Origin of the sequence: Bifidobacterium stellenboschense (assembly GCF_000741785.1) — a bacterium.
Lineage (GTDB): Bacteria > Actinomycetota > Actinomycetes > Actinomycetales > Bifidobacteriaceae > Bifidobacterium > Bifidobacterium stellenboschense.
This window is the reverse complement of the sequence record NZ_JGZP01000014.1, coordinates 81,453-96,634: the sequence shown is the minus strand read 5'-3', so window position 1 is coordinate 96,634 and position 15,182 is coordinate 81,453. Positions and strand designations below refer to the sequence as shown.

13 protein-coding genes and 3 pseudogenes are annotated in these 15,182 nt (G+C 54.7%); 15 read left to right on the top strand and 1 reads right to left on the bottom strand.

What is annotated here, in order from left to right; genetic code table 11:
* Positions 1 to 14: 14 nt before the first annotated feature.
* Positions 15 to 1,613: a glucosyltransferase domain-containing protein gene (locus tag BSTEL_RS07020; RefSeq protein ID WP_051922937.1), complete on the top strand. Its 1,599-nt coding sequence runs from the start codon at positions 15 to 17 to the stop codon at positions 1,611 to 1,613.
* A 62-nt stretch (positions 1,614 to 1,675) separates the two neighbouring features.
* Positions 1,676 to 1,825, top strand: a complete 150-nt coding sequence (locus BSTEL_RS12160; protein ID WP_156963209.1) for a hypothetical protein — start codon at positions 1,676 to 1,678, stop codon at positions 1,823 to 1,825.
* Between the two features lie 280 nt (positions 1,826 to 2,105).
* Here the strand turns inward: BSTEL_RS12160 and BSTEL_RS07010 are convergent, their stop codons facing one another.
* A complete protein-coding gene (locus tag BSTEL_RS07010; protein WP_034528749.1) occupies positions 2,106 to 3,062 on the bottom strand; it encodes a glycosyltransferase in 957 nt (318 codons plus the stop codon).
* A gap of 294 nt (positions 3,063 to 3,356) precedes the next feature.
* Between BSTEL_RS07010 and BSTEL_RS12780 the strand changes: the two genes are divergently transcribed.
* The 13 genes and pseudogenes from BSTEL_RS12780 (at position 3,357) to BSTEL_RS06955 (ending at position 15,096) form a co-directional block, all read left to right on the top strand.
* The gene (locus BSTEL_RS12780) at positions 3,357 to 4,646 is read left to right on the top strand and encodes an ISL3 family transposase (protein ID WP_051922936.1); all 1,290 of its coding nucleotides are present in this window, start codon (positions 3,357 to 3,359) and stop codon (positions 4,644 to 4,646) included.
* A gap of 55 nt (positions 4,647 to 4,701) precedes the next feature.
* The gene (locus tag BSTEL_RS07000; protein ID WP_238567669.1) at positions 4,702 to 4,947 is read left to right on the top strand and encodes a hypothetical protein; all 246 of its coding nucleotides are present in this window, start codon (positions 4,702 to 4,704) and stop codon (positions 4,945 to 4,947) included.
* Positions 4,948 to 5,249 (top strand): annotated as a pseudogene (locus BSTEL_RS06995) (integrase core domain-containing protein); the annotation flags it as partial.
* A 250-nt stretch (positions 5,250 to 5,499) separates the two neighbouring features.
* Positions 5,500 to 5,592: pseudogene (locus BSTEL_RS11805) on the top strand (nucleotidyltransferase domain-containing protein); the annotation flags it as partial.
* Positions 5,593 to 5,629: 37 nt separating this feature from the next.
* Positions 5,630 to 7,036: an Eco57I restriction-modification methylase domain-containing protein gene (locus tag BSTEL_RS06990; protein ID WP_034528747.1), complete on the top strand. Its 1,407-nt coding sequence runs from the start codon at positions 5,630 to 5,632 to the stop codon at positions 7,034 to 7,036.
* Positions 7,018 to 7,967, top strand: a pseudogene (locus BSTEL_RS06985) (BsuBI/PstI family type II restriction endonuclease). Before BSTEL_RS06990 ends, BSTEL_RS06985 begins: the two are co-directional and overlap by 19 nt.
* A 65-nt stretch (positions 7,968 to 8,032) precedes the next feature.
* Positions 8,033 to 9,751, top strand: a complete 1,719-nt coding sequence (locus BSTEL_RS11800; RefSeq protein WP_084686163.1) for an ATP-dependent nuclease — start codon at positions 8,033 to 8,035, stop codon at positions 9,749 to 9,751.
* Between the two features lie 169 nt (positions 9,752 to 9,920).
* Positions 9,921 to 10,664: a helix-turn-helix domain-containing protein gene (locus BSTEL_RS12890; RefSeq protein WP_274518541.1), complete on the top strand. Its 744-nt coding sequence runs from the start codon at positions 9,921 to 9,923 to the stop codon at positions 10,662 to 10,664.
* Positions 10,631 to 11,179 carry a transposase gene (locus tag BSTEL_RS12885; RefSeq protein WP_084686162.1) on the top strand — a complete coding sequence of 183 codons (549 nt, stop codon included), beginning with the start codon at positions 10,631 to 10,633 and terminating at the stop codon, positions 11,177 to 11,179. Before BSTEL_RS12890 ends, BSTEL_RS12885 begins: the two co-directional genes overlap by 34 nt.
* 98 nt (positions 11,180 to 11,277) lie before the next feature.
* Positions 11,278 to 11,715 carry an urease subunit gamma gene (gene ureA, locus BSTEL_RS13105; RefSeq protein ID WP_338010575.1) on the top strand — a complete coding sequence of 146 codons (438 nt, stop codon included), beginning with the start codon at positions 11,278 to 11,280 and terminating at the stop codon, positions 11,713 to 11,715.
* Complete coding sequence (locus BSTEL_RS13010) at positions 11,657 to 11,866, top strand: hypothetical protein (RefSeq protein ID WP_420796399.1); 210 nt, start codon at positions 11,657 to 11,659, stop codon at positions 11,864 to 11,866. The genes ureA and BSTEL_RS13010 overlap by 59 nt, the downstream gene beginning before the upstream one ends.
* Before the next feature lie 351 nt (positions 11,867 to 12,217).
* Positions 12,218 to 13,654: an McrB family protein gene (locus tag BSTEL_RS11785; RefSeq protein ID WP_202962075.1), complete on the top strand. Its 1,437-nt coding sequence runs from the start codon at positions 12,218 to 12,220 to the stop codon at positions 13,652 to 13,654.
* 23 nt (positions 13,655 to 13,677) lie between these two features.
* A complete protein-coding gene (locus BSTEL_RS06955; protein WP_084686161.1) occupies positions 13,678 to 15,096 on the top strand; it encodes an McrC family protein in 1,419 nt (472 codons plus the stop codon).
* Positions 15,097 to 15,182: the final 86 nt, after the last annotated feature.

Here is a 15,182-nt window from a genome sequence, read left to right as displayed (position 1 = left end):
GAAAGGTAACATTGATGGCAGCATCCGCAGAAATTTCTCCAACGAAGTATCAGTATTCAATAACCGGTTTTCTTCGGTTCATCAAAGAATACGTTGGGCAGATCACCATTTCAATGTTTTTCCTGTTGCTAGCTTTTGGGCAAAAATTATTTAGCAATACTTTTTCCATTGACACCCAAGCCTTGATTAACAATAGGGAGGCGCTTTATACATCGTGGTTCGAACTTGAGCGTTTTGGGCTTGTGGTTACAAAAAAAATTTTTGGCGTGTACCAATATAATAATGCACTTGCCTCCTTCACCATGGTCACGTTCTTCGGCATTTCCGCAATCATATGGGCTTATCTGATTTGCCGACCTGACAATTCCAGAACGTTACAACCGGCATTCTTTATAATACCTTACGTCGCTTCTCCAATCTTTGCGGAAATGCTTGGCTTCCTACTGCTGGGCCCTGAAATATCTGTGGCGAGCACGTTGATTGCCGTCGCACTCATGCAATGGAGCAATGCGCTATCCGCCACCGGAAGAAAAGAAATAGCGCTCCTTGCTATAGGAGCAATTATCTGCACCGTGGTTTCTTTTACCATGTACCTTGCCATGGTAACATTCTTCATCACCGGCACCGCAATCCTCTTCGTCCTTAATTATTCAAATAAAGAGCATGTGAAAAAAACAAAACGAGAATCCTTGACATTCCTCGCAGGAAGCATACTGATTTTCGCAATTTCCTATGTTTCCTATAAATTGTTAAACTCTCTAGCGATGCACATTAAGGGAGTAACAACCAATGCGTACATCACCGATCAGTCGCACTGGGGGAAAGATTCGCTCCGAACAATAATTCATAATATCGGCAGGCACGCGATTGAACTGTATTCCGGGAACGGGATTTTTTATAGCGCTCTCTTCACCTTCACTACGATTGTGGTTCTTATTGCAGCGGTTATCCTTGTAGTCAACAAGCGTATTACCATTTTTGCTGGAGTAGTCTCCTTCCTTATCGCACTTTCACCGATGATCATGTCATTTGTGTTGGGCGGGAATCCTTCAGTACGTACAGAAATGACCTACCCCTTGGCATTTTCGTTCGCTACTGTGATGGCGATTTCAGGTGTAGAGAAGGTCAAACTCCCCATTTTGAACCAGCTCAGTATCAATGCACGAAAAACTTTGGCATGGGTACTCATCATTGCGATAGGTTGGAATCAGGCGTTAATCACAAGTCGTATTTTTTATACCGAGAATGTGGTTTTTACCCAAGATGTGCTGACCGCACAAGAAATTAAAACACGTATCGACGCTTTGGGTCTTGGAGAGCATCCGAATGAACCCGTTGTATTCGTTGGAAACCATACCGCTAAGTGCAACTCGGATTGTTATCCCACAAGCCAGCTCGGTCTTACCGGCCGTTCCATGCTCGAAATCGGGTTCTCAACAGCCCATGGAACGGGTGTGAAAACGCAATTCATGAACGATGTTTTAGGTGTCTCCTACAACGGTGCAACGGAAACTCAAATCAAAAAAAGCGAAATTAACGCTACCACCATGCCCCACTGGCCGAATCCGGGTAGCGTGGCCAAAAAGGATGGTGTCATCATAGTCAATTTCTGATATTGAGGCATGATATGACCTGTTTTTGTTCCGTGTTTTCTCATTGATGGGAGACTAGGAACATGACCGGAAAGACCCGTTACACGAAGGAGTTCCAGGCGAGGGCGCTCAGGCTTCTGGAGGAATCACGAGCCAATCATTCGTCGGAGACGAAGGCCGTGGACGCGTTCGCGCAGAGCCTGGGCATCGCCCCGGAGCCGTTGCGCAGGTGACGGAACAAAGCCGACTGGGCGGCCGGGAAGTGGTCCGCAATCAGTGCGGAGTAGACGGCCGCCGAGTTGAGACGCTTGCGCGCCGAAGTCGCGGAGCCGAGAAAGGCTGTGTTTCAAGTTGCCAATGTCGGGGCCGATTCGTCTGACGCGCCGCGCGGTGCGGGACGCATCGTGCACGTGGCGCGGCTGGACGCGTGTTTTAGTAAGTTGGCGTCCGCGTTGGGAGGTGGTGTTTTCCCGCCCCATCAACTAACCCACAAAAACAACAGAAGCCTCTCGTCTACAGTGTGGTCTCGATACGGTACCGCGGGCGGTGCTTGGATTCCATGTAGATCTTGCCGACGTATTCGCCGACGATGCCGAGGGAGACCATGATGAGTCCGCCGATGAGCCAGACGGAAATCATCATGGAACCCCAGCCGGCGATGGCGTGGCCGAAGCCGAGCGAGACAAGCACGTAGATGAACATGGCGACCGCCACGAGGATGGAGATGATGCCGGCCCCGGTGACGAAGCTCAATGGCTTCGTAGAGAACGAGGTGATGCCTTGGATGGCGAAGGAGATCATCTTCTTCAGCGGGTATTTGGATTCGCCGGCTTCACGTTCGCCACGCTCATAGTAGACCTTGCTGGTCTGGTAGCCGAGCGTGGGGACGATACCGCGCAGGAACAGGTTGACCTCATGGTATTCGGAGAGGGCGTCGAGGGCCTCACGGCTCATGAGGCGGTAGTCGGCGTGGTCGGGGACGGTTTCGGCACCCATCCATTCGAATACCTTGTAGAACGCCTCGGCGGTGTTGCGCTTGAACCACGTGTCCTTCTTGCGTGCGGAACGCACACCGTAGACGACCTCGTCACCGTTCTTGAAGTTGCGGATGAACTCGTCCACCGCGTTGACGTCGTCCTGCAGGTCGGCGTCCATCGAGATGGCGGCGTCGCAGCCTTGTGCGAGGGCGGTCATCAGCCCGGCGAGCAGCGCGTTCTGATGACCGCGGTTGTGGGAGAGCTTGACCCCGCCGAACACGGTTTCGTCGGATTCGTGGAGCTTGCGAATGATGCTCCAAGTGGCGTCCTTCGACCCGTCGTCCACGAATAGGATGCGGCTCGCCTTGCTGATTTCGCCGGTGTTGACGAGACTGTGGTACTTGGCGAGCAGTACTTCGGCCGTGTGCTCAAGGCCTTCGGCCTCGTTGTAGCAGGGAAGCACAAAGTAGATAGTGGGCATCTTCCGGTTCATAGGCCCGGTGAGAACGCTCGCCGTGGGAGCAGCGAAACCTGCATCACGTGTGCTAGTGTTGAAGGTCATCTTCTCTTCCTCTTATCTATTCATACCTATGCGCTACGCACAGTCTACCTGCAAAAACGGAAAAACCGTCGCGACAAACAAATGAGTCTTCGCCAGTTTGTGTGGTGAGGTTGTGGGCCTCGGCGTCGTTGCCGGGGTCCTTTCCGTGGGTGGGTATGGAAGGGGCGTTCGCCTGTTAGGTTTGTTTCCGCCAAGAAATAGAACCGAAGAACAGGGGGAACGCCTGTGCCCACCATATCAGCCGGCGCGCTCAAGCGCATGCTCAACCTGCCCGCCAACGTCGTGATCGGCAAGCCCCGCATCGAACGGGACCGCGGCGGCGCCGACGTGGCCGTCGTCCCGGTGCGCCCGTACGCGAGGGACCTGAACAGGTGCGCCGAATGCGGCGGGCATGGCCGGCCGTACGACCGTCTGCCCGCGCGGCGTTGGCGTCATCTCGACGTCGGGTGCGCGAAACTCCTGCTGGAGTACGCGCCACCGCGCGTCGACTGCGCGGAGCATGGGGTGACGGTCGCGATGGTGCCGTGGGCGAGACGGAAAAGCGCATACACGCGTGACTTCGAACGACAGGTCGCCTGGTTGAGCGTGCACGCGCCCAGAAGCGCCGTGTCGGCGCTGATGCGCATCGACTGGAAGAGCGTGGGGCCGGTCTGCCGGCGCGTCGCCGACGAGCTTCGCGCCAGGCAGGGCGCCGGCCTGTTCGACCGGCTGCGCTCGATCGGCGTGGACGAGACCAGCTACAAGCGCGGGCACAAGTACATGACGGTCGTCGTCGACCACGACCGCGGGCGCGTGATCTGGATGCACCAGGGCCACGGGGAGAGGGTGTTCGACCTGTTCTTCCGGGAGCTCACGCCCGAACAGCGCGCATCCATCCGGGTGGCCACCGGGGACGGGGCGCGGTGGATCGACGAGTGCGCGTTCCGCTGGTGCCCCACGGCTGAACGCATCCTCGACGGGTTCCGCATCGTCAGCTGGGCCACCGACGCGCTCGACAAGGTCCGCACCGCCGCATGGCGCGAGGCGAGGAGGAAAGGCGTCGCCGGGAAAGGCGCGAAGGACCCGATTAAGGGCGCCCGGTGGGCGCTGCTGAAGAACGAATCGGACCTGACGGCCGGCCAGAAGGCGCAATTGGAGTGCGTGGCGAACACCAACGAGACCCTCTGGGAGGCGTACAAACTCAAGGAACGACTCAGGATGATCCTCACAAACAGACGCCGGAGGATGCCGCGCCCCTGCTGCGCCGATGGGCCGCGGACGCGTTCCTCTCAGGCATCCCGGGATTCGTCCCGCTCGGCGAGAAGATCGCCAGACGCCACTTCGACATCCTCAGGACCATCCACAGCGGACTATCCAACGCCAGACTCGAGGCCGTCAACAACAAGATCAAGACCACCATCAAGATCGGCTACGGATACCGCAAACTCGACAACCTCATCGGCCTCGTCATGCCCGAATGCGGAGGACTCAACCTCAAACTCCCCGGACGCAATAACCAGTAAGCCAGACAGATGACTCACACCCACACAAACACCCGAAGAGCCATAAACAAGCAACCGCAAAGCGCCTGATGAACAGCATATTCAACCAGCTCCTCAACGTCAAAAACACGGTGGTCGAGACCGTGCGGATCGTCGACTCGCCATTGCGTCCCACGCCCGTGCTCGAAATCCGCGTGCGCCCGCGCAGGGGCCCGATGCTCCCGCTGCGGGCGGAGACGCCATGGATAGACCGGGAGGCGGCGTGCGTCGCTGGAGGCATCAGGACTTCGGCTGCTGGCGGGTCGAGCTGGTGGCCGCGATGCCTGTATCACTAGGATTACGGCTCGCAGTACGTCAGCCTCGTGTACTCCACGCACGTGGCTGATGCGGGCATGCTCCCCTCGACCGGCACGGTCGGCGACTCGTACGACAACGCGCTGGCGGAACGCACGAACAGCACGTACAAACGCGAGCTGATCTGGGTCAACAAACCCTACCGGAGTGTGGCCGAGCTGGAGTATGCGACGATGCGGTGGGTCTCATGGTACAACTCGAAGCGGCTGCACGCCTCCCTGGGCTACAGGACACCGGAACAGGTCGAGAACGAGTATTATCAAGCACAGACGGCACAAGCCGTCTCATAGCAGAGACGTGCCACACAAGCCCGCAAAGTGCGGAATCCTCCCAAGTGTGGCGCGGCCCTGAGCCACACTATCTGCCGGAACCGCGTTTCGCGGGCTTTTGTGGTACGTTTTCGCCCCTTCGGCACGCCACTTCACGCGCCCACCCACCGATTCCGGTGGAGTGTGGCACGTTCATGCGCCACACTTCACCGCCGTACCCCTTGTGTGGCACGAAGACCCCGATCCTGATGGTGACGGTATTCCGTGATTCTCTCGTCGTCTGCTGATCCGGGACTGGTGATTCTGTTTGGTTCCCGCGCGAAGGGAACGAACCGTCCGAAGAGCGACATCGATGTCTGAGTAGTTGACACCGAAGGCCGGTATCCTGAGGGGTATGAATTCCGAATCCATCGCGCAGATCCGAGACGAGGCCGCGGCGTCGCTTGTTCCCGAGCGGCAGCAGCAGTGGGAGCAGTTTCTGACGCCCATGCCCGTCGCCGAGCAGGCGGTGGGATTGTTCACGGAATCCGATGAGCCGCAGCGGATCCTCGACCTCGGGTCGGGTTCCGGCATTCTGGGCGCGGTCACGGCGAAACGGTTCTCGGCAGGTGGCAGCGTGCTCGCCATCGAGCGGGACGCCGCGTTGGCGCGGGCTTCCGAAACGTCGTTGCGTCAGGTATGCGACGATGTCATGGTTCTCAATGATTCGGTCTCCGATGTCGCGTTGGAGCCTCGCTTCAGCAGGGTGATTCTCAATCCGCCGTACAAGAAGATCGCTCCGACCGTCATCGCGATGGACAGTGGCGACGTCAAAGTGACGAACCTGTATACGGCGTTCCTGGTCATCGCGATTCAGGCGCTTGCCGCGGGAGGTGAGTGCGTGGCGATCATTCCCCGATCGTGGATGAACGGCGACTATTTCAAGGATTTCCGCAAGTGGATGCTGCGTGAATGCAGTCTGGACGCGATGGTCGTGTATGGCTCGCGGCAGGAGCATTTCAAGGATATGGGCATTCTGCAGGAGATCATGCTGCTGAAGGTGTCGAAGCGCGCGCAGGTGAAGAAGGTCACCGTGTTCCCCGACGCATCGCCGGCGACGCCGCTGGAACGGCAGTCGCAGGAGATGGTCGCGCTTCGTGCGCTCAGCATGGGGCGTGACCGCATCCTGCGCATCCAACGGCAGGATGCGCGTCTTGCCGGGTTCAAGACGATGGCCGACGAGGGATTGTGGGTGTCCACCGGCAAACTGGTGTGGTTCCGGAACCGTGATGTGCTGTCGGATGACGAGGTGGTCGGCGGGCATCCGTTGTACTGGGCGGACAATCAGGATGGTCTGCGCATGGAACATCCGGTCGAGTGCGACCGCGCACAATGGGTGACCGGTGCGGCCGACAATCGGCATGTCGTGTTGCCCGCTGGCGGCTACTGCATGGTGAACCGGTTCTCCGCGAAGGAGCAGCGGCACCGCATCTATGCCTCGTATCTCAATAGCGATGTGGATTTCGTGGTGGACAACAAGCTCAATTACGTGCATCAGGGGACGTCGCGCAAGACGATTCCACTGGACGATGCGGTCGCACGTGGGCTGACGTTGTGGCTGTCGTCGTCGATCGTCGACGAATGGTATCGACAGGTGTCCGGCAGCACACAGGTCAACGCCACGGATCTGAGGCAGATGCCGTGCCCGTCGAAGCAACAGCTCGCCGTGTTGGCTGGTATGCTGTCAGTCAACGATGCACCGGACCAGAGTCTCGTTGACGAGACGATTGGGGGATTGTTCGAATGGGCGAAGGCGAGCTGATCGACGAGGCCATGGAGCTGCTGCGCCGATTCGAACTCGGTGACCAGCAGCTCAATGAACGTAGCGCAATGACGCTTCTCGCATTGTTGCAACTGGGGAATGGAGATTCTTGGGATAAGGCCGAGAACCCGATGCTGGGCACTCGCGCGATTATGGATTGGATTCGTGACGAGTTCGGTGTCGCTTATAAGCCGAACACACGTGAGACCATCCGACGACTCTCGCTGCACCAGTTCGTCATCGCGGGACTCGTGGAGGAGAATGCAGATCAGCCGAATAGGCCGATCAACTCGCCGAAATGGAACTACCGGGTGACCGATGATGCGCTGAAGGTGATTCGTAAATACGGTACGGAGCGGTTCTCTTCCGAGCTTGATGTGTTTCTGACCGCCCACACGTCGTACCGGTCGCTTGCCGAGGAGCGACGCCATATGCCGAAGACTCCGGTGACGTTGCCTTCCGGCCGTGATATCCGCTTGTCTCCGCAAGGTCAGTCCACGCTCATCAAGGCGATGGTGGAGGAGATGCTGCCGAGATTCGCGCCAGGGTGTCAGGTCGCGTTCATCGATGACACCGACCATCAGCATGGCGTTGTGGACGCCGCGCTGATGGATGAGTTGGGTATTACGCTTCGGGCGCGGGAGAAAGCGCCTGATGTGATTGCATGGGATGGTGAACGCGGCTGGTTGTTCCTGATGGAGGCGGCCAGCACGCACGGCCCCGTGGATGTGACCCGCAAAGTCGAGTTGCAGATCTGTTCGCCGACCAGTGGGACAAGGTGGTGCCGGTCTCCTGCTTCCCGAACCGTTCGGTCATGCAACGCTACTGCGCTCAGCTCGCATGGGAGACCGAAGTCCGGTGCGCCGACACCCCCGACCACATAATCCACCTCAACGGCTCCAGATTCATGGGGCCGTATAGCCCCGTTTAAGAGCGACTCTGCCTTTCTGTGAGACGCATAGCTTTGGGATTGGAAAATAGAAGGAGTAAATTTAAATGAAGATTGCAAGTATGTCTGTTTCGAATTATAGATCCATTGGGAAACAGACTACATTTAAAATTGGTAGTATGACTACGCTTGTTGGTCCCAATAATGAAGGTAAGACAAACCTCATTAGAGCACTTGTTGTCGGTATGAATTTAATACGTCTGAGAGCAGATTACTCAAATTCTGATTGGAGTAAATCGGTGTATTCTCCATGGAAGAGGTACAATTTTTCGCATCAATCATTGGGGGATGAAGGGTATGATTGGGAATTCGACTTCCCGCTCTCAAAGCAAAAAAATAAAAGCGGTGCGACGCGCATTAGGATTACCTTCAGCTTGAATGAAACTGAAGTTGATGAATTTGTCCAATCGACTGGGATTCGAACAAACGGCACTTTGCCTATTCAAATTGATTTGAGGCGGGATTCGGCCACTCTTAGTATTGTAAAACAAGGTAATAGTAAGCGGAACTATGAGAATAAGGCTCAGAGCATAGCTAAATTCATTTCCGAAAAGATAAATGTAATATATGTACCTGCGATTAGGACGGAAGAGCAAGCTCGTAGATTGCTGAATAACCTGCTGTCGATAAAAATGAGGTCGTTGTTTGATGATCCTCAATATAATAAACTGATTGAAGAGATTAATGGTAAAAGAAATGCCATTATTGAAGAAATAGAAAGCACCATTCAGAGTTCGGTCAGTGAATATATGACTTCGGTGAAGCGAGTTCATATATTGACTGATCGTTTGGAGTCGTTTTCCAGCCGCGTTCTAGATGTTGGTATTGATGATGGTTTTTTAACTCCTCTTGACCAAAAGGGCGACGGTATTAAAAGTTTGTTCACGCTTGCTCTAATGCAAGAGCTGTCTACGGAAAAATCCTCTGCACATAGTTACTTATTGATAGTCGATGAGCCTGAGGCTCATTTACATCCTAATGCAGTTCGTGAGTTGCAGAGAATTCTGGAAATTTTTTCGGATACTCAGCAGGTGTTGGTTGCGACGCATAATCCAATTATGGTTAATAGGGAAGATGTGTCTTCGAATGTTCTTGTTGCGAATAGTACAGCCAAGCCTGTGCAGAAATTGGCGAAAATTCGCGAATCTCTTGGGGTTCAAGTTTCTGACAATTTGTCATCTGCTGAAATTGTGGTTCTCGTTGAAGGGCCTTCTGATGTGCGGATTATTTCCAATGTTCTAAAAAAGAAGAGTACTTTATTTGCAAATAATCTTTTGCATCATAATATCGTGATTCAAGATGTCGGTGGGACGCATGTAATGATAAATGAAATTAAACGTCAGAAGAGCAACATTTGCAGAATTATTTCTGTTCTGGATAACGATGGTGCTGGCAGGCAGACGCGCGATGCCATATTAGCAAGCGGTTTGCTTCCTGAGAGAGATGTTTTTATGATGGGTTTTCATAGAGGCGATAATGAAATAGAGAATTCTCTGAATCCAGATGTATATTGTAAGTCTTTGACTGATGAATTCGGCAGAGAGTTTCTTCCTGATAAATTTAGAAATCCGGCTATTAAATGGTCTGATAAATTTGCAAACTTCTGTCTTGAAGTTGGATTGGGGGATTCTAGTGAAGACAGAATCAACCGAGCAAAGGAAATTGTTGCGAATTCTGTGGTTCGGTATAGCGGAGATCCGCTCATTGAAGATGCTAAGCCCCTTTTTAAGGCATTATTGGAGGTTATTCTCCCCTCTAGGTCTTAGTTGTCTTTAAATTGAAACATACTGTTTTCACTAAGGGAATATGCTTCATGGCGCTATTGCTGTTTTCGTGGGTGTGGGTTCGTTGTTGAGTCGTTGAGGGAGTAAGAGAAGAGCGCTTTCCGGGTAGGATGTTTTCGACCAAGATAAACAAACAACCGCAAAGCGCCTGATGAACAGCATATTCAACCGGCTCCTCAACGTCAAAAACATGGTGGTCGAGGACGCGCGGATCGTCGACTCGCCGCTGCGTCCCGTGCCCGTGCTCGAGATCCGCGTGCGCCCGCGCAAGGGCATGCTCCGATGCTCGAGGTGCGGCCGGAGACGCCGCGGCTATGACCGTGGTGGCGGCGTGCGCCGCTGGCGGCATCAGGACTTCGGCTGCTGGCGGGTCGAGCTGGTCGCCATGATGCCGCGCGTGGACTGCCCGGAATACGGGGTCGTGATCGCCCGGGTGCCGTGGGCGGAGCCCGGTTCGAGGTTCACGCGTGACTTCGAGTCGGAGTGCGCGTGGCTGATGACCGTCGCCAACCAGAAGACCGTCAGCGGGTTCCTGCATGTCGCGTGGAGGACCGCGGGCGACATCGCCCATAGGGTCGCCGAGCGGTTGAAAGCGTCGATGCCGTCGCCGTTCGACGGGCTCACCGCGATCGGCGTGGACGAGACCAGCTACCGGAAGGGCCACACGTATTTGACCGTCGTCGTCGACCATGAGCGCCACCGCGTGATCTGGGCGCACGACGGGTACGGCAAAGACGTGTTCGACCTGTTCTTCCGGCCGCTGACCGACGAGCAGAAGAAGTCCATCAGGGTCGTCACCGGCGACGGGGGGCGCGCTGGATCGACTCATGCGTCGCCGAGCACTGCCCGAACGCGCAGCGCGTGCTCGACGGCTTCCACATCGTCTCCTGGATGACCGGCGCGCTCGACAAGGTCAGGAAACGCCTGTGGAACCAGACCAGACACGAACACGACGAGGAAGCCGCCAAGCGCATGCGCGGCGTCAAATACGCCATCCTGAAGAACCCCGACGACCTGACCGGCAGGCGGAGCGAGGCGTTCGACGCGTTGAGGAACACGGATCCGAGGGGCCAGCTCTACCGTTCATGGCAGCTCAAGGAACTCCTCAGGACCCTGCTCGGACACCCCCTCGACCAAGCCAGGACCGAGTTGAACCACTGGGTGTTCTGGGCGTCCCACAGCCGGATCCCCGAGATCGTCGAGCTCTCCAGGAAGATCAGGAGGCGCCGTCCCGACATCCTGCGCACGATCGAACTGGGATGCTCCAACGCCAGGCTCGAGGCGTTCAACAACAGAATCAAGGTCACCATCCGCATGGCCTACGGCTTCCACCACGTCGACAACCTCATCGCGCTCGTCATGCTCAGATGCGGCGGACTCGACATCCAACTACCAACACCGACGATCTAACCCACGAAAACAGCAGAAGCCTCTACTTTATTTGTTCCTTTATGCTAATGCGACGAGGGGAGCCTGATGAGACTTACACCACGGGAGACGATAAGCTGATGCCGTACTTGGCGAGGCAGCTCGCCGAGGACCGCAAGACTCGGGGCGTCAAACTGAACTATGTGGAGGCGATCGCGCTGATCTCCTCCGAGCGCGTGGAACGGGCGCACGAAGGCCCGACCGTCGCCGAACTCATGCAGTACGGTCGCACGCTGCTCAAGAGCGAGGACGTGATGGACGGCGTGGCCGAGACGCTCGAAGTCGTCGAAGTCAAGACCACGTTCCCCGACGGCACGAAGCTCATGCCCATCCACAACCCCATCGAATCGACCGAAAAGCTCGTGCCCGGCGAATACCCGCTCGCCGACGGCGACCTCACCATCAACGAAGGCAAGGACGCCATCGAACTCGACGTGGTCAACAACCACCGACCGACCCATCCAGATCGGTCCCCACTTCCACTTCTTCGAAGTCAACAAATACTTAAATATCAATGACTCGGCCGTGAGGAAGCGGCGTTCAGAAAGGCGAGGGAGGAGGAGCCCTGAGGGTTTGATGGTCCCCTCAGTCCGCCGGAGGCAGACAGCTCTCCGTGGGCACAGAGCCCTACCTCTCAGCCTGCTGCGTGGACAGATTGAAGTGGCTTGATTTTTGTTCCGTCTCTACTGTGAGACGGAACAAAAAATCAGGCCACTTCACAGTCCAAGCACGTTGCATTTCGACCGCACGCCGACACCCCTTGCACACCTCGCCATGGCAGACCTCCTCGGATCACATCCCCAATAATGACACCACCCCGAACGGCCCCACCTCAACTTGACACAGGCATCATTGCGCCTCGTCCCATAAACATGCGGTTAGGTTGAACTGTCCCAGCAAGAAGATGCACGAACGTACGGCAGCCCAGTCGATGCCCATCCCACGACAAAAACCGCGATTACACCTATGGAGACACGCTACACTGAGTCGTATCATTCCCTGCGATATAGGAAATCAGCCATGGCAGACAAAAACAACGAGCATCAGATAACCTTCACCATCTCCATTACCAAAGACGGCATTGCCGCCGGAGACCTTATAGCACGAGCAATGTGGAACGTCTCCGAAGAACAAAACGAGACGACATTTTGGAAAACATATCTAGAGCAGCATCATGAAGATACGCTCATTAAAGCATATCGAATAGAAAACAAGAACTATAACGCCAAGGAAGAGCATTCAGCAACTTGGCTCTGCCGGCAAGCAACGGAAGCACTTGCAACCAAGGAAAACATAGACTCTATTATTGACAAATTGGCCTCCGCCAAGCCAGGTTGCAATGTGATGAAATGCCTTGACAATTGGGAAAATGAGGCAAATAAAAACAAAGCCAAAGAAACCGAAGGAAAATCGACAACTATCCTCGGCAAGGAACTCTTGTTTAAGTATATTAAACATCGATCAACGCTCATCGCATGCCTGTATCTACAACAGCTATTCCAAGCGATTGGAAGTGGAAATACGGTAATATCTATTGCGACAACAATTACAGATAAAGAATCGAGGCAACTACCCTCCCAGATAAAGGCGTTAGTCACCGCAAGTAATGTGATTCTTCACGGAGCTCCGGGAACGGGAAAAACCTATACCGCCCAGCATCTTGCCCACGCCATTACCGGCAAACCTGTCGGTGGAGACAATGAACAATACGGTTTCGTGCAGTTCCATCCAAGTTATGATTACACGGATTTCGTAGAGGGACTTCGTCCGGTCAATCGCGGCAATAACAACATCGGATTCGCCCTGCGACCGGGTATCTTCATGGAATTCGTCGATAAGGCACGTAGGAATCCAAGCAAGCAATACGTTTTCGTCATTGACGAAATCAACCGCGGCGATATCTCCAAAATCTTCGGCGAGCTGTTCTTCTCCATCGACCCCGGGTATCGTGGAGAAAAAGGTGAAGTCACAACCCAGTACGCCAATATGCATGATACCAACGTTCCCGAATCCAAGCAGGGCGAATGGAACGACGACCATACCTACAACTTCTTCCCGAAATTCTATATTCCGGACAACGTGTACATCATCGGTACGATGAACGACATCGACCGCAGCGTCGATACCTTCGACTTCGCCATGCGCCGCCGCTTCCGCTTCATCGAAATCACAGCTGAAGATAGCCAAGCCATGCTTAACGACAAGCCCAAAGCTGAAGATGCCAAAACGCTGATGAATGACATCAACAACGCACTGGATTCTTACAAGTTGGACGGTGGTTACCATATCGGCGCCAGCTACTTCCTCGATCTCGCCGATGGACAACTCACGAAGGAAGATCTATGGTCCGATAAACTACGCCCGCTCATCATCGAATATCTGCGCGGCACCGGCGAGAAGCTCGATTCGAATATTAGTCTGGATGACTTCCTGAAAGATAAGCAATCCACCAATTAATCTTGATCCGATAGACGATAACTATGGCCAGATTCTCTCTTATCGACAACACCTCGTACACAACGGAAAAACACCCAATACCCGAAGGATTCCTCAACTCCAGGATTTATAAGGAGCTGAGGAATACAACACTGGATAGTTTGCGCGATAAAGGTGTCATCATATTCCCTTTGAAAGAGACGGCCACCGCGGGTGAGAAGAAAGCGTTCTTCGACGACGCATCCGATTCGGGTTTTCGCACAACCAATCTGATGGGGTTTCTCAGCACCAGCGACAGCAAGGAGACACTCGTCATGAACTCCCGCTTCGCGGAAAAGGACTCTTCTGCATATTTCCTCCACTACATGTTGGAACGGGTGTTCCATTTCAATGTGTTCACATGCCCCAATGCATACAGCGACCGGGATGCAATCCACGATCTGATGATGCTCGCCTTCCCATACGTATTGCACGAAGCCTGCCGACAAGGCCTGTACCGCACCTATGTGCGTCGGCAGATGAACGATTCACGGGTCCGCGGCACCATCGATATCGCCCGTCATATCCGGCTCAATACCCCATTCACGGGCGACATCGCCTATACCGTCCGCGACTTCGACGTGGATAATCCGGTGAATGAGCTCATTCGGCACACCATCGAATATATTCGGCAGCACCCGCTTGCCGGCATCCTCGAATCATCGGCCATTGACGATGTGACCCACATCAGACGTCACGTCAGCGATCTTCGCCAATCAACGCCACAATACCGGCTGCAGGACCGACGGAATATCATCGCGTGGAATGCGACGCATCCGCTGAGACACCCGTTGTACACCGGATACCAGGATCTGCAGCGACTATGCCTCGACATTCTCACGCATCACCGCATCTCCATCGGCGAAGGGAAACGGAATCATATCTACGGACTGGTATTCGACGGTTCCTGGCTATGGGAGGAATACGTCGCGACACTGTTGCGTGACCGGTTCTTTCATCCAAATAATACGGCCAATTACGGCACACAGCATCTCTTTGAAGACGGCAACGACATCGTGTACCCTGACTTCATCTCACGAGATGGCAACCCGCGGATTATCGCCGATGCCAAATACAAAAGGGCACCCAAGTTTTCGTCCGGCAAATCCCATATCAATCGCAATGACCGATTCCAGATACTGGCCTACATGCTCCGCTTCGACGCTCCTCATGGCGTATTCATCCACCCGCTGACCGATGCTGATATAACAACGCGAAAGGACTACACATTGGCCTCCGGAGTGAACCTCTATGGCGAACACGGCGAATCCGACACGTCATCCCACACGCAACAAGTGCATATACGAGGCATCGTCATTCCCCAACAACCAGGTAACGCTGGCGAATGGACGTACGCCGACTTCAACAAAGCAATCGCAGACAATGAGCAAGTGTTCCTGAAAAGCATACGATTCCATAGTTAGGTCCACCAGCATCGTCAGCCACGCCACAACAGATGCCGGTGAACCTTGCCATCTAATGAACGACTCGCACATGACTTGAAGTGGCG